The sequence below is a fragment of the Pseudomonas sp. RIT-PI-q genome, from assembly GCF_001297125.1.
In the GTDB taxonomy this organism is placed as follows: domain Bacteria; phylum Pseudomonadota; class Gammaproteobacteria; order Pseudomonadales; family Pseudomonadaceae; genus Aquipseudomonas.
Map to the genome: position 1 here is coordinate 412,756 of NZ_LHPC01000028.1, position 17,231 is coordinate 429,986.

Annotated in this window: 14 protein-coding genes; 4 read left to right on the plus strand and 10 right to left on the minus strand. The window is 58.9% G+C overall.

The window, feature by feature from the left end; translation table 11 throughout:
* Positions 1 to 7 precede the first annotated feature (7 nt).
* Both nagZ and AEQ67_RS14505 read right to left on the minus strand, forming a co-directional pair.
* Entirely contained in the window at positions 8 to 1,018 is a 1,011-nt protein-coding gene (nagZ, locus tag AEQ67_RS14500; protein WP_059404520.1) for a beta-N-acetylhexosaminidase, read from the minus strand.
* Positions 1,019 to 1,176: 158 nt separating this feature from the next.
* Positions 1,177 to 1,884 (minus strand): TetR/AcrR family transcriptional regulator, encoded by a 708-nt coding sequence (locus tag AEQ67_RS14505; protein WP_059404521.1) that lies wholly within the window; start codon positions 1,882 to 1,884, stop codon positions 1,177 to 1,179.
* A 229-nt stretch (positions 1,885 to 2,113) separates the two neighbouring features.
* Between AEQ67_RS14505 and lexA the strand changes: the two genes are divergently transcribed.
* The gene (gene lexA, locus AEQ67_RS14510; RefSeq protein ID WP_059404522.1) at positions 2,114 to 2,722 is read left to right on the plus strand and encodes a transcriptional repressor LexA; all 609 of its coding nucleotides are present in this window, start codon (positions 2,114 to 2,116) and stop codon (positions 2,720 to 2,722) included.
* 10 nt (positions 2,723 to 2,732) lie between these two features.
* Positions 2,733 to 3,206, plus strand: coding sequence for an SOS-induced cell division inhibitor SulA (sulA, locus tag AEQ67_RS14515; protein WP_059404523.1), 474 nt, complete (start codon positions 2,733 to 2,735; stop codon positions 3,204 to 3,206).
* Between the two features lie 94 nt (positions 3,207 to 3,300).
* Here sulA and AEQ67_RS14520 read toward each other — a convergent pair whose 3' ends face one another.
* The 7 genes from AEQ67_RS14520 to AEQ67_RS14550 form a co-directional block, all read right to left on the minus strand.
* Positions 3,301 to 3,534, minus strand: a complete 234-nt coding sequence (locus AEQ67_RS14520) for a hypothetical protein (protein WP_059404724.1) — start codon at positions 3,532 to 3,534, stop codon at positions 3,301 to 3,303.
* 154 nt (positions 3,535 to 3,688) lie between these two features.
* Complete coding sequence (locus AEQ67_RS14525) at positions 3,689 to 4,213, minus strand: DUF6586 family protein (RefSeq protein ID WP_059404524.1); 525 nt, start codon at positions 4,211 to 4,213, stop codon at positions 3,689 to 3,691.
* 620 nt (positions 4,214 to 4,833) lie between these two features.
* Positions 4,834 to 7,461, minus strand: coding sequence for a type I DNA topoisomerase (gene topA, locus AEQ67_RS14530; protein WP_059404525.1), 2,628 nt, complete (start codon positions 7,459 to 7,461; stop codon positions 4,834 to 4,836).
* A gap of 114 nt (positions 7,462 to 7,575) precedes the next feature.
* A complete protein-coding gene (locus AEQ67_RS14535) occupies positions 7,576 to 7,812 on the minus strand; it encodes a DUF1653 domain-containing protein (RefSeq protein ID WP_046047845.1) in 237 nt (78 codons plus the stop codon).
* Between the two features lie 99 nt (positions 7,813 to 7,911).
* Entirely contained in the window at positions 7,912 to 9,087 is a 1,176-nt protein-coding gene (gene fadA, locus AEQ67_RS14540; protein ID WP_008028488.1) for an acetyl-CoA C-acyltransferase FadA, read from the minus strand.
* A gap of 29 nt (positions 9,088 to 9,116) precedes the next feature.
* On the minus strand, positions 9,117 to 11,264 hold the full coding sequence (gene fadB / locus AEQ67_RS14545; protein ID WP_059404526.1) for a fatty acid oxidation complex subunit alpha FadB: 2,148 nt from the start codon (positions 11,262 to 11,264) through the stop codon (positions 9,117 to 9,119).
* Positions 11,265 to 11,931: 667 nt separating this feature from the next.
* On the minus strand, positions 11,932 to 12,369 hold the full coding sequence (locus tag AEQ67_RS14550; protein ID WP_059404527.1) for a hypothetical protein: 438 nt from the start codon (positions 12,367 to 12,369) through the stop codon (positions 11,932 to 11,934).
* Positions 12,370 to 12,473: 104 nt separating this feature from the next.
* On the opposite strand from AEQ67_RS14550, the gene AEQ67_RS14555 reads away from it, so the two are divergent.
* The gene (locus AEQ67_RS14555) at positions 12,474 to 12,911 is read left to right on the plus strand and encodes a universal stress protein (RefSeq protein WP_059404528.1); all 438 of its coding nucleotides are present in this window, start codon (positions 12,474 to 12,476) and stop codon (positions 12,909 to 12,911) included.
* Positions 12,912 to 13,068: 157 nt separating this feature from the next.
* Here AEQ67_RS14555 and AEQ67_RS14560 read toward each other — a convergent pair whose 3' ends face one another.
* Entirely contained in the window at positions 13,069 to 14,985 is a 1,917-nt protein-coding gene (locus tag AEQ67_RS14560; RefSeq protein ID WP_059404529.1) for an ATP-binding cassette domain-containing protein, read from the minus strand.
* Between the two features lie 213 nt (positions 14,986 to 15,198).
* On the opposite strand from AEQ67_RS14560, the gene AEQ67_RS14570 reads away from it, so the two are divergent.
* Complete coding sequence (locus tag AEQ67_RS14570; RefSeq protein WP_059404531.1) at positions 15,199 to 17,127, plus strand: transglycosylase SLT domain-containing protein; 1,929 nt, start codon at positions 15,199 to 15,201, stop codon at positions 17,125 to 17,127.
* Positions 17,128 to 17,231 lie beyond the last annotated feature (104 nt).

Genomic DNA, 17,231 nt, shown 5'->3' on the forward strand with positions numbered 1-17,231 from the left:
ACAGTCCTCAATCAATCAGTTGAGCTTCTTTGAGCGCGCCGATAGCTGTGAGCCAGCGCGGGTCTTGGCGGTATTCGATGCCGGCGAACGACTGCCCGCGCATCCGTGCAATTCGCGGCGACGGCTTGACCTTCAAACGCTGTGCAGCGCTCAGGGCCAATTCTGCGGCTGCACGGTCGTTACACACCAGGCCCATGTCGCAACCGGCGGTCAGCGCGGCTTCGATACGGCTGGCCGCATCGCCGACCACATGAGCGCCGGCCATCGACAGGTCGTCGCTGAAGATCACGCCATCGAACTGCAACTCGCCGCGCAGAATGTCCTGCAACCAGCGGCGGGAGAAGCCGGCGGGCTGGGAATCAACTTGTGGATAAATGACGTGCGCCGGCATGACAGCGGCCAGTTGCTGGCTCAATTTGGCGAATGGCACCAGGTCGTTGGCGCGGATCTCGTCGAGGCTGCGCTCATCGTTTGGAATCGCGACGTGGGAATCCGCCTCGGCCCAGCCGTGACCGGGAAAATGCTTGCCGGTGGCGGCCATGCCGGCGCTGTTCATGCCGCGAATAAAGGCACCGGCCAGCAGTGCCGCGCGCTCGGGGTCACCTTCGAACGAGCGGGTGCCGACCACGGCGCTGCGCTGGTAATCCAGATCAAGCACCGGGGCGAAACTCAGGTCGAGACCTACCGCGAGAACTTCAGTCGCCATGATCCAGCCGCACTGTTCGGCCAGGTACTCGGCATTCGGGTTGTCGGCAATGGCGCGCATGGCCGGCAGTCGCACGAAGCCCTGACGCAGACGCTGGACCCGACCGCCCTCCTGGTCAACAGCCAGCAGCAGGTCAGGACGAACGGCGCGGATTGCGGCGCTCAGCTCGCGTACCTGGCGCGGGTGCTCGATGTTGCGGGCAAAAATGATCAGGCCACCCACTTCGGGTTGACGCAACAGTTGGCGATCTTCAGCCGTCAGCCAGGTACCGGCGACGTCCACCATCAACGAGCCTTGCAGGCCAGCAGTCATAGAGATTCCTTGATAACGATAAACCCGACACGCACCCATTCGCCGCCATGGGCTGTGCCCGGCAGGTCGGCAAAATTGAGTGGAAGCGGGTTCAGAACGAGAGTCGGCATGGGCGGCTAGCTTAGCGGATGTAAGCTGCTGCGCCCACCCGTGTGCGGTTAAACCTTGGCGGCAACCGGGGTCGATTTACTGCGCGGCCGCAATTGCGCGGTGGCCATGGCCGTGTCGGTGACACCGGTTTCGGCACGCATGCCAGCGGCCAGGAACGGCACCATCAGGCGCATCACTTGCTCGATCGAGGTATTCACACCGAAGTCGGTCTCGGCAATTGCGCGCAAGGCCTTGATCCCGGACATGCTGAACGCAGCAGCACCGAGCATGAAGTGCACACGCCAGAACAATTCAATCGGCGGAATACGCGGTGCAGCGTCATTGACCAGCATCATGTAGCGACGGAACACCTTGCCGTACATGTCTTCCAGATACCGGCGCAAGTGCCCCTGGCTCTGACTGAAGGCCAGACCCAGCAAGCGCATGAAGATGGAGAGATCGTTGCCGCTGCGTGGCTGTACCACCAAGGCCTGCTCGACGAGGATTTCCAGCAATTCTTCAAGTGTCGGCTTGTTCTCTGGCTTGGCCTGACGCCGCTCCAGCTCTTTATCGAGACTTAAGCAGAACGGTCCAAGAAAACGCGAGAAAACCGCCTGGATCAGCGCCTTCTTCGACCCGAAGTGATAGTTCACCGCCGCCAGATTGACACCGGCCTTGCTGGTGATCAAACGCAACGAGGTTTCGGCGAAACCTTTTTCCGCGAACAACTGCTCGGCAGCATCGAGAATGCGTTCAACGGTTTCCGACTGGGCCATGGCTACTCCGCCTGACAAACACTTGTTTGAAACATACGTTTCAGCCCCGGCCTTGTCAAGCCTGGCGGTTCGTTTTGGGAATGGTCGGTCAGCTATTTAACCATACAACGGCGAAGCATTAATAAGCAGGCTGCTCGACCGTCTGGCGGCCGACAAAAAAAGGGGCATTGCCAAGACCGTTTCACTGTATATAATCCCAGTCACTGTATAAAAAGACAGAGCGATCAATATGCTAAAGCTGACGCCACGCCAAGCAGAGATTCTGGCCTTCATCAAACGCTGCCTAGAAGACAACGGCTACCCGCCGACCCGTGCGGAAATCGCTCAGGAACTGGGTTTCAAGTCGCCCAACGCGGCGGAAGAACACCTCAAGGCGCTGGCCCGCAAGGGTGCGATCGAGATGACGCCTGGCGCTTCCCGTGGCATTCGCATCCCCGGCTTCGAAGCCAAGGCCGATGAGTCCACCCTGCCGATCATTGGTCGCGTGGCTGCCGGTGCACCCATTCTCGCCCAGCAGCACATCGAAGAGTCCTGCAACATCAATCCTTCGTTTTTCCATCCTCGGGCCGATTATCTACTTCGGGTCCATGGCATGAGCATGAAGGACGTGGGCATCTTCGACGGCGACCTGCTGGCCGTCCATACCACCCGTGAAGCCCGCAACGGCCAGATCGTGGTGGCGCGTATCGGCGACGAAGTCACCGTCAAGCGCTTCAAGCGCGACGGCAGCAAAGTCTGGTTAATGGCTGAAAACCCTGAGTTCGCCCCTATCGAAGTCAACCTGAAAGATCAGGAACTGGTGATCGAAGGCTTGAGTGTCGGCGTCATTCGCCGCTAAAGGAGGCTTTATGCAGTTCCCACACACATCACAGCAAGCCCAACTGCCGTTGTTCGAGGCGTTCATGGTGCAGCCGTTGGCGCCGATTCTGAAAGACGTGGTCGAGTCGCCCTGGAGCGCAGAACCGGAAGTCTTCAGCGAGCTGTCGCTGCGTGGTGCAGCCGGGAACTGCCTGAACCTTCTGGCGCCCATCCTCAGGGAACTGAGCCAGGATCAGGATGCGCGCTGGTTGACGTTGATCGCCCCGCCAGCCAGCCTGACCCAAGCCTGGTTGCGGGATGCCGGCCTGAATCGCGAACGCATCCTGCTGCTGCAACCGCGCGGCACCCAGAGCGCTCAGCAACTGACCTGCGAAGCCCTTCGCCTGGGGCGCAGCCACACGGTCGTCAGCTGGCTCAACCCGTTGAACACAACCTCACGGCAACAGTTGATCAGCGCCGCCCGGACCGGGGACGCACAAAGTCTGAATATTCGACTGGGTTAATTGATAAACAATGCGCGCCTGGAACAGCGCGGGGCTTCTCCAAGGACAGAGAAGCCGATCTGAAGTGGTATCCGCAAGAAACCGACGAGCGGGATCAATGTAGAACCCGCGCAGCCTCATCCGTGTTGAAATCACCTTCAACCAGACGTCCGGCCATCTGAACGCCGACGCTCAACATCGCCTTGGCGACTTCCACGTGCTGGCCTTGCAGGAACGCTTTGGCATCCTCGGAGAAATCCAAAGTAACCAGAGAACCCTCGTCCTCGGCCCTGCGCAGCTCAATTCGGCCGTCTGGCAACTCGACAATTTCTAGAAAGGACGTTGGCATAAAGGTTTGTTCTCCACGAAAGGCGGGGATTATATAGGCATCAGTCAGGGTTCGCTCGGGATCTTGACCAGATGCCATCAAGAAGAGAAGTATCCGACAGCACTCTTCCCTGAACGGACAACCTCTCAGGTTATCCGTCAAAACGCTCAATCCTTTAGCACTCGTTCAGCCCTTCGCGAAACCGAATCGCCAGGCCCTTGAGGTTCTGACGCCAGCTCTCCAGCTCTTCCCGACTCAACTCTTGAGGTGCTTCTTCCTCATCCAGGTTAACCGCCAGGATCAGTGGCTGCGTCACATCGCCCTTGGGTTTATGCGGCGCCCGAGGTGGTTGAAACAGCGCTGCATGGGCCGCCAGCAGTTTGGCCAGCCAGGTTTCCCGATTATTGGCCAACTCGACCATTTCAGCCATTTCTGGAATGGCGATCGCTTCCAGCACTTCGCGGGTTAGCAGCATCTCGGCCCGAGGCGCATTGGCCTGTGGCAGTCGATAGAAGCCAGCGATTTCGTGGCACAGCCCCAGCAGCGCACCGTACAGGTGAAACAATGCCGATTCGCGCCCAGCCTGAATCAGCGCCAGGGAGTTCATCGCCCGCCCCTCTTCGGCTTTGGCGAGTGCTTCAAGCGACAGACCAGCGAAATAAATCTTCTGGTTGGTACGGGTATAGAGTTCGTGGGCCATGACGGCAGCCTCCACAACGAAATAATTGCTTCACGCAGGTCGGACAGTGTCGCGGATCAGCTCTGCCTATCGCAAGCACTGTCTACGTGCCCCCGGTAGGAGCGAACTTGCTTGCGATGGACCATAGAGCGCCGCGTATATCCAGAAAGCACGCGTTTTCGTTAACGACCATCGCGAGCGAGCTCGCTCCTACAGGGGGCGGAAAAAAAAGGCCGCATGAAGACCCGAAGGTTGTCATGCGGCCTGTAATGCAACGGACCTTGCTTCGCTCTCTGTAGGAGCGAGCTTGCTCGCGATGGACTTCAGAGCGCCGCGTATATCCAGAAAGCACGCGTTTTCGTTAACGACCATCGCGAGCGAGCTCGCTCCTACAGGGGGCGGAACAAAAAGGCCGCATGAAGACCCGAAGGTTGTCATGCGGCCTGTAATGCAACGGACCTTGCTTCGCTCTCTGTAGGAGCGAGCTTGCTCGCGATGGACTTCAGAGCGCCGCGCATATCCAGAAAGCACGCGTTTTCGTTAACGACCATCGCGAGCGAGCTCGCTCCTACAGGGGGCGGAACAAAAAGGCCGCATGAAAACCCGAGGGTTAGCATGCGGCCTTTTGCATTCAGCGTCTTTTAAGCCTTGGCAGCCGGACGCTTGTCTTCAACCGTCCACTTGCCGCCGTCGTAGTACGCCTTCCAGCCAGTCGGCTTACCGTCGACTTCAGTCTGCACGTACTGCTCTTTGGTCTTGCGGCTGTAACGGATCACTGCAGGCAGGCCGTCCGGATCTTTCTTCGGCGCTTCGCAGAGGAAGTGGTACTTCGGATCGATCTCATCCTTGTGCGGCACGATCTCGATTACCAGCGGAGCACGGGTCTCGCGGTTTTTCGGGAATTGGCTGGCCGCCAGGAACAGGCCGGAAGCACCGTCGCGCAGGATGTAGGTGTCGTTGACCTTTTCGCATTTCAGCTCAGGCATCTTCACCGGGTCCATCTTCGGCGGCGCCGCGTCACCGCTTTTCAGCAGTTTGCGGGTGTTCTTGCAGGTCGCGTTGGTGCAACCGAAGAACTTGCCGAAACGGCCGGTCTTGAGCTGCATCTCACTGCCGCACTTGTCGCACTCCAGGCTCGGACCTTCGTAGCCCTTGATGCGATAGGTGCCCTCTTCAACTTCGTAGCCGTCGCAATCCGGGTTGTTACCGCAGATGTGCAGCTTGCGTTTCTCGTCGAGCAGGTAAGCGTCCATCGCCGTGCTGCAGATCGGGCAGCGGTGCTTGCCGCGCAGAACCAGGGATTCCGATTCACCCTCGTCGTCCGCGGCGATTTCATCGCCCGGCACCAGGTTGACGGTGGCCTTGCAGCGTTCTTTGGGTGGCAGGCTGTAGCCCGAGCAACCGAGGAACACGCCGGTCGATGCGGTACGAATCTGCATCGGACGACCGCACACCACGCACGGAATGTCAGTCATCACCGGCTGGTTGGCGCGCATGCCGCCTTCGGCGCTTTCGGCTACTTCGAGTTTCTTCTTGAAGTCGCCGTAGAACTCGTCGAGCACGTTTTTCCAGTCGCGTTCGCCCTGGGCCACGTCATCGAGGTTCTCTTCCATGCCGGCGGTAAAGCCGTAGTCCATGAGATTGGAGAAACTTTCAGCCAGACGCTCGGTAACGATGTCGCCCATCTTTTCCGAATAGAAACGACGGTTATGCAGCGCTACGTAGCCACGGTCCTGGATGGTAGAAATGATCGCCGCGTAGGTCGAAGGACGACCGATGCCGCGTTTTTCCATCTCTTTAACCAGGCTCGCTTCCGAGTAACGCGCAGGCGGTTTGGTGAAGTGCTGGGTCGGATCAAGCTTGATCAGCCTCATCGCGTCGCCCTGGGCCATGTCCGGCAGCACGTCGTCATCACCCGGCTTGGCGATTTGCGGCATGACGCGGGTGTAACCGTCAAACTTCAGGATGCGGCCCTTGGCGCGCAGCTCGAAATCGCCGGCACCGACGGTGACCGTGGTCGACAGGTATTGCGCCGGCAGCATCTGGCAAGCGAGGAACTGGCGCCAGATCAGCTCGTAGAGCCGCTCAGCATCACGCTCCATGCCCGACAGCTTGCTTGGCTCGGTGTTGGCGTCGGACGGACGAATCGCTTCGTGAGCCTCTTGTGCGCCTTCCTTGCTGCTGTAGACGTTCGGGGTTTCCGGCAGGTACTTCTTGCCGAACTCGCCTTCAATATAAGTACGCGCCATCGCCACCGCATCAACCGAGAGGTTGGTGGAGTCGGTACGCATGTACGTGATGTAGCCGGCTTCGTACAAACGCTGGGCCATCATCATGGTCTTCTTCACACCGAAGCCCAGGCGGTTGCTTGCAGCCTGTTGCAGGGTGGACGTGATGAACGGCGCCGATGGCTTGCTGCTGGTCGGCTTGTCTTCGCGCTTGACGATGCTGTAGCTGGAAGCCTTGAGCTTCTCCAGCGCGGCCATGGCCTGGGCTTCGTTGAGCGGCTTGAAGGCTTCGCCTTTCTCACGCGCCACGTCAAAGCGCACGGTGGCGCCCTTGGCGGTGCCGAGGTCGGCGTGGACTTCCCAGTATTCTTCGGGGTTGAACGCACGGATTTCACGTTCACGCTCGACCACCAGCTTCACGGCGACCGATTGCACACGACCGGCGGACAGGCCGCGAGCGACCTTGGCCCACAGCAGCGGCGAAACCATGTAACCCACCACGCGATCGAGGAAACGACGCGCCTGCTGGGCATTTACACGGTCGATGTCCAGCTCGCCCGGCTTGGAGAAGGCCTCCTGAATCGCCTTCTTGGTGATTTCGTTGAACACCACGCGCTTGTAGCGGCTGTCGTCACCACCGATGGCTTCGCGCAGGTGCCAGGCAATGGCTTCCCCCTCGCGATCCAAGTCGGTTGCGAGATAGATGGTGTCAGCATCTTTGGCGAGCCGGCGCAGCTCTTCGATGACCTTTTCCTTGCCCGGGAGGATCTCGTACTTGGCTTTCCAGCCATGATCGGGATCGACACCCATGCGCGAGACCAGCTGCTTGCGCGCTTTCTCTTTCGGCGTGAGCACCGGACCTTCACCCGCGGCGGCCTTGCCGCGCTTGGCGGCTGGCTCTTTGCTGGCGCTAGCCGAACCGCTGGTGGGCAGGTCTCGGATATGGCCGATACTCGACTTCACCACGTATTGGTTACCCAGATACTTGTTGATGGTCTTGGCCTTAGCCGGGGATTCCACAATGACCAGCGATTTGCCCATGGATCAGAAAATTCCTGAATTCTAGAAGTGAAAGGCGGTTGGCGCCTGACGCGGCACCGCTATATATAGTGGCTACAAGGTGAGGTCAAGCGCAGGGTTTTGCGCGCACTCAGCTTATGGCTTGGAAAAAAGGCTCGGTTCGGCTTGCACCAAAGCAAAGCGTGGCACCTGTTCGCCGTCAACCTCGACCGACTCCAGGAACATGCTCAAGGGACGTACCCAAAAGCCGTAATCGCCATACAGGGCTTGGTAGAAGACCACTTCTTCTTCGGTTTCCGAATGCCGCGCAATACTGAAAACACGGTACTGCGGACCTTTGTAATGTTGGTAGAGCCCAGGTTGTATCGGCATGGTTTGGCCCTCACTCAAATCTTTGCAAAATAAAAACAAAAATAAATTCAGAAAAACAAAAACCGGGGCACTTGGCCCCGGCTTCCGGCAACGAGACGCTTAAACGCGTTCGAAGACGGTGGAGATGCCTTGGCCGAGACCAATGCACATGGTGGCTACCCCGAAGGTGCCGCCATTTTGCTTCATCACGTTCAACAGAGTGCCGGAGATCCGCGCACCGGAGCAACCGAATGGGTGACCCAGGGCGATTGCACCGCCGTGCAGGTTAACCTTCTCGTTCATCTTGTCGAGCACTTTCAAATCTTTCAGCACTGGCAGGGCCTGTGCGGCGAAAGCTTCGTTGAGCTCGAAGAAGTCGATATCGTTAATGCCAAGACCCGCGCGCTTCAGTGCTTTCTGAGTCGCCGGTACTGGACCATAGCCCATGATTGCCGGGTCCACACCTGCCACTGCCATCGAACGAATCACCGCCAGAGGCTGGATACCCAGGTCCTGTGCACGCTGCGCCGACATCACGATCATGCACGAAGCACCGTCAGTGATCTGCGACGAAGTACCGGCTGTCACGGTGCCGCCCTTTGGATTGAAAGCAGGCTTGAGTGCCGCCAGGCTTTCCAGGGTAGTTTCCGGACGAATGGTTTCGTCGTAGTCGAACAGTTTCAGGAAACCGTTCTCGTCATAGCCCTGCATCGGGATGATTTCGTCTTTGAACTTGCCTTCCACGGTCGCCTTGTGGGCGAGTTGGTGGGAGCGCACGCCAAAAGCGTCCTGTTGTTCGCGAGTGATGCCGTGCATTTTGCCGAGCATTTCAGCGGTCAGGCCCATCATGCCCGAGGCTTTCGCCGCGTACAGGGACATGTGCGGGTTCGGATCGACACCGTGCATCATGCTCACGTGGCCCATATGCTCGACGCCGCCCACCACGAACACGTCACCGTTACCGGTCATGATCGCTTGCGCGGCGGTGTGCAGGGCACTCATCGACGAGCCACACAGACGACTGACGGTCTGGCCGGCAGCGGTATGCGGGATCTGAGTCATCAGTGACGCCATGCGAGCGATGTTCCAGCCCTGCTCCAGGGTCTGGTTCACACAGCCCCAGATCACGTCTTCGACTTCGTTCGGGTCGACCTTGACGTTACGTTCCAGCAATTTGCTGATCAGGTGCGCCGACATGTCTTCGGCGCGGGTGTTGCGGTGCATGCCGCCCTTGGAGCGGCCCATCGGAGTACGACCGAAGTCGACAATCACGACGTCTCTAGGATTCAAGCTCATATATTCACTCTCACTCTAGTTGGGGGCGCTTAACCGAAGAAGCTCTGGCCGTTTTTGGCCATTTCGCGCAGCTTCGCGGTCGGGTGGTACAGCGCGCCCAAATCAGCGTACTGGTCAGCCAGGGCAACGAACTCTGCAACACCAAGCGAATCGATGTAGCGCAGCGCACCGCCACGGAATGGAGGGAAACCAATACCGTAGACCAGACCCATGTCGGCTTCGGCAGCGGTTTCGACGATGCCGTCTTCCAGGCAACGCACGGTTTCCAGGCACAGCGGGATCATCATCCAGTTGATGATGTCTTCGTCGGTGACTTCGCGCTGTTCAAAGATGATTGGCTTGAGCACTTCCAGTACCGACGGATCGGCCACTTTCTTCTGCTTGCCCTTCTTGTCGGTCTCGTAGGCGTAGAAGCCCTTGCCGTTCTTCTGGCCCAGGCGCTTGGCTTCGTAGAGCACGTCGACAGCCGAGCGGCGGTCGTCTTTCATGCGGTCCGGGAAGCCTTCAGCCATCACGTCACGACCGTGGTGGCCGGTGTCGATGCCGACCACGTCCATCAGGTATGCCGGGCCCATTGGCCAGCCGAATTTCTCCATGACCTTGTCGATGCGGACGAAGTCCACACCGGCGCTGACCAGCTTGGCGAAACCGCCGAAGTACGGGAACAGTACGCGGTTGACCAGGAAGCCCGGGCAGTCGTTGACGACGATCGGGTTCTTGCCCATTTTCTTGGCGTAGGCAACGGTGGTGGCAACGGCCAGTTCGCTGGACTTCTCGCCACGGATCACTTCAACCAGCGGCATCATGTGCACCGGGTTGAAGAAGTGCATGCCGACGAAGTTTTCCGGACGCTTGAGGGCTTTTGCCAGCAAGGTGATGGAAATGGTCGAGGTGTTGGACGCGAGGATGGTGTCCTCTTTGACCTTGTCTTCGACTTCGGCCAGAACGGCTTGCTTGACCTTCGGGTTCTCGACGACTGCTTCGACGACCAGGTCGACGTGACCGAAATCACCGTAGGACAGCGTCGGGCGAATGCCGTTGAGCACTTCAGCCATTTTCGCCGCCGTCATGCGACCTTTATCAACGCGGCTCACCAGCAGCTTGGCGGCTTCAGCCAGGCCTTGCTCGATGCCGTGCTCGTTGATGTCTTTCATCAGGATCGGCGTACCTTTGGAGGCCGACTGATAAGCGATACCGCCACCCATGATGCCGGCGCCCAATACGGCGGCCTGCTTCACGTCCTTGGCGATTTCGTCGTAGGCCTTGGCCTTTTTCTTCAGCTCCTGATCGTTCAGGAACAGACCGATCAAGCTCTGCGCGGCAGAGGTCTTGGCCAGTTTGACGAAACCTGCAGCTTCGACTTCCAGCGCCTTGTCGCGACCGAAGTTCGCGGCTTTCTGGATAGTCTTGATCGCTTCGACCGGGGCCGGGTAGTTCGGGCCAGCTTGACCAGCCACGAAACCTTTGGCGGTTTCGAACGACATCATCTGTTCGATGGCGTTGAGCTTGAGTTTTTCAAGCTTTGGCTGACGCTTGGCCTTGTAATCGAATTCGCCGGAGATGGCGCCTTTGATTAGGTTCAGTGCCGCTTCCGCAAGCTTCTCGGGAGCAACCACGGCATCGACGGCGCCGACTTTCAGCGCGTCTTCAGCACGGTTTTCCTTACCCGCGGCAATCCACTCGATGGCGTTATCGGCACCGATGATGCGCGGCAGGCGCACAGTACCGCCGAAGCCCGGGTAGATGCCCAGCTTGACTTCCGGCAGGCCGATTTTCGCGGTAGCGGACATGACGCGGAAGTCCGCTGCCAGGCACATTTCCAGACCGCCACCCAGAGCGATGCCGTTGATCGCGGCGACAGTCGGGACGTTGAGGTCTTCGAAATCGCTGAAAATCTTGTTGGCTTCGAGGTTGCCTGCAACAAGCTCTGCATCAGGCAGCTTGAAGTTCTCGACAAATTCGGTGATGTCGGCGCCGACAATGAACACGTCCTTGCCACTGCTGACGATCACACCCTTGATCGAAGCATCTGCCTTGATGGTGTCTACGGCCTGACGCAGTTCGTTCAGGGTTAGACGGTTGAACTTGTTGACGGACTCACCCTTGAGGTCGAATTTCAATTCGACGATGCCACTTTCAAGAGCCTTAACCGTGATGGCTTTACCTTCGTAAATCATCAACTGATCTCCACGATATGGAAGCTGAACAGTACACGTCGGACGCAGGCAAATGGCTTGGCAGGGACGTTAAACGTCAATGCTACGCCAATCCACCCGGCACACCCGCCAACGCGATAGTCGGGATTCTGTAGGAGCGGTCTGTAATACAAACGCTCAATTCATACGCCCGTTTGATTTGGGTACGTCACCTTCACGGAATTTCCGGCAATTGTCAATCGCCCAAAATACGGGTTGAAACGCGACTTTCCGGTCATTTCCGTAACACGAAGATCTTCAACACGCGGCTGCATGTGAGGCCATTCATAAGATCAATAGTTAGAAAAGTCGCCCTAATTCGCTGCAACCTGTGTTTAACAAGCTACGCTGGCGGGACCCTGAGGAAAAAATTTCAACGCTATTGGCGAACGCCCAGCGTAAGATCAGCCCCACACCGAATTACCGGCCTGCCTGGCCAACTCCAGCCCGATGATGATGTCGGGCTTTTTATTGCCTGCGGTGTGGGGATGGGGTTCTTGTAGGAGCGAGCTTGCTCGCGATAAACCTGCGCACACCGTGGGGTGTCAGGTTTGCAGCGATATCGTTGACGACCATCGCGAGCAAGCTCGCTCCTACAGGGAGTCGTCCGCGCGAACCGTCGAAAAATGCGATTCGTTGTGAGCGGGTTTCAGGCGAGTGCCTTGAGGGTGGAATCGATTTGTTGCAAAACAGTCGCCTCGCCCTTCTCACCCCAGTACAACGTGATCATCTGCTTGTCTGCTTCGATCTTGTAAACGTTGTCTGGCAATTTTTCGAAATGAATCAACAACGCAGGATCCTCGCAGGCCTCCTGCCACTGATTGACCCACACACCCGGTGTTTTTTGCCAGTAACTCCAGCACGCCGGCTGATTGCCACGTCGTGGCCGATGGTACTGGGCGCACGGGCTCGGCGGCTCCTGGCTCAACCAGTGCGGCCATTCCTGAGGCGCCAGTTGCATGGCCAATCCGATGCGTCGCGCCTCCATGCGCAGGGCCATGCGCCCGCTCTGGTGGCGGGACGGCCGCAACCATGCCAGCGGACTCAACACCACCAGCAGGATTGACACCACTATCCAGACCGTCATATCTGTACTCCCGATTCTTGATGAGCGCATTCATTCACTTTGGAGCCGATGCGCTTGAAACCAGCCATACTTACCAATATTGCAATCCTCAGGAGGAGCACCTCATGCCCTACAACCACATTCTGGTCGCTGTAGATCTAACCGAAGAGTGCGATCCTGTAATCCACCGCGCTCGCGAACTGTCAGTGAGCAACGGGGCGAAGTTGTCCCTGGTACACATTGTCGAGCCGATGGCCATGGCCTTTGGCGGCGACGTGCCGATGGACCTGTCACAACTGCAACAACAGCAGTTCGATCAGGCCCGAGAGCGCCTGGACCGACTGATCGTGAAGTACCCGGAACTCTCCAAGGAATACAGCCACCTGACCTACGGCCAGCCACGCCAGGAGATTCACCACCTGGCCAAGGAACAAACCTGCGACCTGATCGTGGTGGGCAGTCACGGTCGGCATGGCCTGGCGCTGCTGCTGGGTTCCACCGCCAATGATGTACTGCATGGTGCGCCTTGTGATGTGCTCGCGGTGCGCCTGATCAAAAGCTGATAGCTAATCCTGTAGGAGCCGGCTTGCTGGCGAATGTCGCACCTCGGTGTGTCAGGTAGGCAGCATTCGCTGGCAAGCCAGCTCCTACAGGGGCTCAACGCATATGAAAAGCCCGGCGGTCATTACTGAACGCCGGGCTTTTTTACAGCAGGATCAGTCAGGCATCCAACTCGGCCCAACGCTCGACCATGATGTCGAGCTCAGCCTGCAGCTGCTCCAGTTGAGCGATCACAGCAGCCGTCTCGGCAGCAGGACGCTGGTAGAAACCGGCATCCGCCATTTGCGCTTCAACAGCAGCGATCTGTTTTTCCATGGCTTCGATCTGAGCCGGCAACATTTCCAGCTCACGTTGCAGCTTGTAGCTGAGCTTCTTCTTCGCCACGGGCGCTTCTACCGCCGCCACTGGCGCAGCTTCAGCCGTCACGACCGCAGAGGTCAGGTCAGCCTTGCCGGATTTGCTCTCGGTCACGCCCAACAGGCGCGGCGAGCCGCCCTGACGCAGCCAGTCCTGATAACCACCGACGTATTCGCGAACCTTGCCTTCACCTTCGAAGACCAGGGTGCTGGTCACCACGTTGTCGAGGAATGCCCGGTCGTGGCTGACCATCAGCACGGTGCCGTTGAAGGTCAGCAAGACCTCTTCAAGCAGCTCGAGGGTTTCGACGTCGAGGTCGTTGGTCGGTTCGTCGAGGACCAGCAAGTTCGCCGGTTTACTGAACAATTTAGCCAGCAACAGACGGGCACGCTCACCACCGGACAGCGCCTTGACCGGCGTGCGCGCACGCTGTGGGCTGAACAGGAAGTCACCGAGGTAGCTCAGCACGTGACGGCTCTGACCATCGATATCGATGAAGTCGCGCCCTTCGGCCACGTTGTCGATCACGGTCTTTTCCAGATCCAGCTGATGGCGCAATTGGTCGAAGTAAGCCACGTCGATGCGCGTCCCCTCTTCCACTGTGCCGCTGGTCGGTTGCAGGCCGCTGAGCATCAGCTTGAGCAGTGTGGTCTTGCCTGTACCATTGGCGCCAAGCAGACCGATACGGTCGCCGCGCGTCAGGACCATCGAGAAATCCTTGATCAGGAACGGGCCGCCCGGATGCGCGAAACTTACGTTCTCGAGGACCATTACCTGCTTGCCGGACTTGTCGGCGGTATCCAGCTGAATGTTGGCCTTGCCGGTACGCTCGCGACGTTCGCTGCGCTCGACGCGCAGGGCTTTCAGGGCGCGCACGCGGCCTTCGTTACGGGTGCGACGAGCCTTGATGCCCTGGCGGATCCAGACTTCTTCCTGGGCCAGTTTCTTGTCAAACAGCGCGTTCGCGGTTTCTTCAGCCGCCAGGCTCGCTTCCTTGTGCACGAGGAAACTGGCGTAGTCGCCGTTCCAGTCGATCAGGCCGCCGCGATCCAGTTCCAGAATGCGGGTCGCAAGGTTCTGCAGGAAGGAACGGTCGTGCGTGATGAACAGCACGGCGCCCTGAAAATCCTTCAGCGCTTCTTCAAGCCAGGCAATCGCACCGATGTCCAGGTGGTTGGTCGGTTCGTCGAGCAGCAGCAGGTCCGGTTCGGAAACCAGGGCCTGAGCCAGCAGGACGCGACGACGCCAGCCGCCGGACAACTCGGCGAGGGTCTTGTCGGCCGGCAACTGCAAACGGCTCAAGGTACTGTCGACCAGTTGCTGCAAACGCCAGCCGTCACGGGCTTCGAGGTCGTGCTGGACGTGCATCAGTTTGTCCAGGTCGGCGTCGGTGACGATGTTCTGGCTCAGGTGATGATACTGCGCAAGCAGCTCGCCAACACCGTCCAGGCCTTCAGCCACCACGTCGAACACGGTCCGCTCGTCGGCTACCGGCAATTCTTGCGGCAATTCGCCAATCTTGAGGCCAGGTGCGCGCCAAACGGAGCCTTCATCGGGCTTCTGGTCGCCCTTGACGAGCTTCATCATGCTGGACTTGCCAGTGCCGTTGCGGCCGATGATGCACACCCGCTCACCACGGGCGATCTGCCAGGACACCTTGTCCAACAACGGCATAGCGCCGAAAGCAAGGGACACATCGCTGAATTTGAGCAGGGTCATGAGCTTCTCCAAAAACCGGGCGCGCATTCTACCTGACTTGAGGCTTCAGAAGGCCGGCAATTTCACCTTCGTGGCACTCTGCATGACAATTGTTGCGAACTTATGCTGGCAGGCCGGCAAAGCTTTCGCCCGTTGCTGGCAAAAGGCTAAGCTACAAACAATTCAGTGCGGGCAATGCCCGCACTTGTCATGATTTCTCTGCCCGGACGTCTCATGCGCAGTCGCCTTTTCAGTCTTTTGTCTTGTTTGCTTCTCTCTGCCACTGCCATCCACTCAGCCCAGGCGGTGGACCTGTCCACCCAACGCCAGTATTACGATGAAGCCAAGCGCGCCTTGGCCAAGGGCGATACCGGCCCTTACTTTCGTTACAGCCAGGCCCTCAGCGATTATCCGCTGGAACCCTACCTTGCGTATGACGAGCTGACCGCGCGCCTTAAAACCGCGAGCAATGCCGAAATCGAGAAATTCCTCGCCGAACACGGCGACCTGCCGCAAGCCAACTGGATGAAGCTGCGCTGGTTGCGCTGGCTGGCCGAGCGCGGCGACTGGGCGCCCTTCGTCAAGTATTACGACCCCAAGCTCAATTTCACCGAACTGGACTGCCTGAACGCGCAGTATCAAATCGGTCATAACCAGAAAGCCGAAGGTTACGCCAACGCCAATAAACTCTGGCTCACCGGCAAGTCGCAACCGGCCGCATGCGATGCGCTGTTCGGGCAATGGGCGGCCGAAGGCCAGCTCACCGAACAGAAACGCTGGGAACGCACCAAGCTTGCCGCCCAGGCACGCAACTATCCGCTGGCCAACAGCCTGGTCAACGGCCTGACCACCCTCGCCCCTCGCGGGCGCTTGCTGGTGGATGTGGCGCAGAAACCCGAGCTGCTGAACCAGCCGTCGCGCTTCATCCCGGCCGACGAACCGATGTCCGATGTCGTCAGCCTCGGCCTGCGTCGCCTGGCACGCCAGGACCCGGACAAGGCCATGGACCTGCTCGACGGTTATGCCAGCAGCATGCACTTCTCCCGTGACGAAAAAGTCGCGATCGCCCGGGAAATCGGGCTGACCCTCGCACGGCGCTACGACAGCCGCGCGCTGGACGTGATGACCAAGTACGACCCGGAATTGCGTGACAACACCGTGTCCGAATGGCGCCTGCGCCTGCTGTTGCGTCTGGCCCGCTGGGACGATGCCTATCAGTTGACCCGCCGCCTGCCTCAGGACCTGGCGACCACCAACCGCTGGCGCTACTGGCAGGCCCGCAGCCTGGAACTGGCGCAACCGCAAAATCCGGAAGCGCAGACGTTGTACAAAGGTCTCGCTCGCGAACGTGACTTCTACGGTTTCCTCGCCGCCGATCGCTCGCAGCTGCCCTATTCGCTGGTCAATAAGCCGCTGGTGCTCAGCCAGGCGCTGATCAACAAGGTTCGCAATACCCCCGGCGTCCGTCGCGCCCTGGAACTACACGCCCGTGGGCAAATCGTCGATGGTCGCCGTGAGTGGTATCACGTCAGCCGCCACTTCAGCCGTGACGAAATGGTCGCCCAGGCGAAACTGGCCTACGACCTGAAATGGTATTTCCCGGCCATCCGCACCATCAGTCAGGCGCAATATTGGGATGACCTGGACATCCGCTTCCCGATGGCCCACCGCGAAACCCTGGTCCGGGAAGCCAAGATTCGTGGCCTGCACTCAAGCTGGGTGTTCGCCATCACTCGTCAGGAAAGTGCCTTCATGGACGACGCCCGCTCCGGCGTCGGCGCCAGCGGCCTGATGCAATTGATGCCCGGCACCGCCAAGGAAACCGCGCGCAAGTTCAGCATTCCACTGGCCTCGCCACAGCAAGTGCTCGACCCGGACAAGAACATCCAGCTCGGTGCCGCTTACCTGAGTCAGGTCCACAGTCAGTTCAATGGCAACCGCGTCCTCGCCTCCGCCGCCTACAACGCCGGCCCCGGCCGCGTGCGCCAATGGCTGCGCGGTGCCGATCACCTGAGCTTCGACGTGTGGGTGGAAAGCATCCCGTTCGACGAAACCCGCCAGTACGTGCAAAACGTATTGTCATACTCGGTGATCTACGGCCAGAAGCTCAATTCGCCACAGCCGCTGGTGGATTGGCATGAGCGGTATTTTGATGATCAATGATCACCTATTGATCTTGCTCTGATCCACCAACAAAAAATGCCCGCATCGATTGATGTGGGCATTTTTTATGGCGCGCTCAAAACGAGGACCAAAAGATCGCAGCC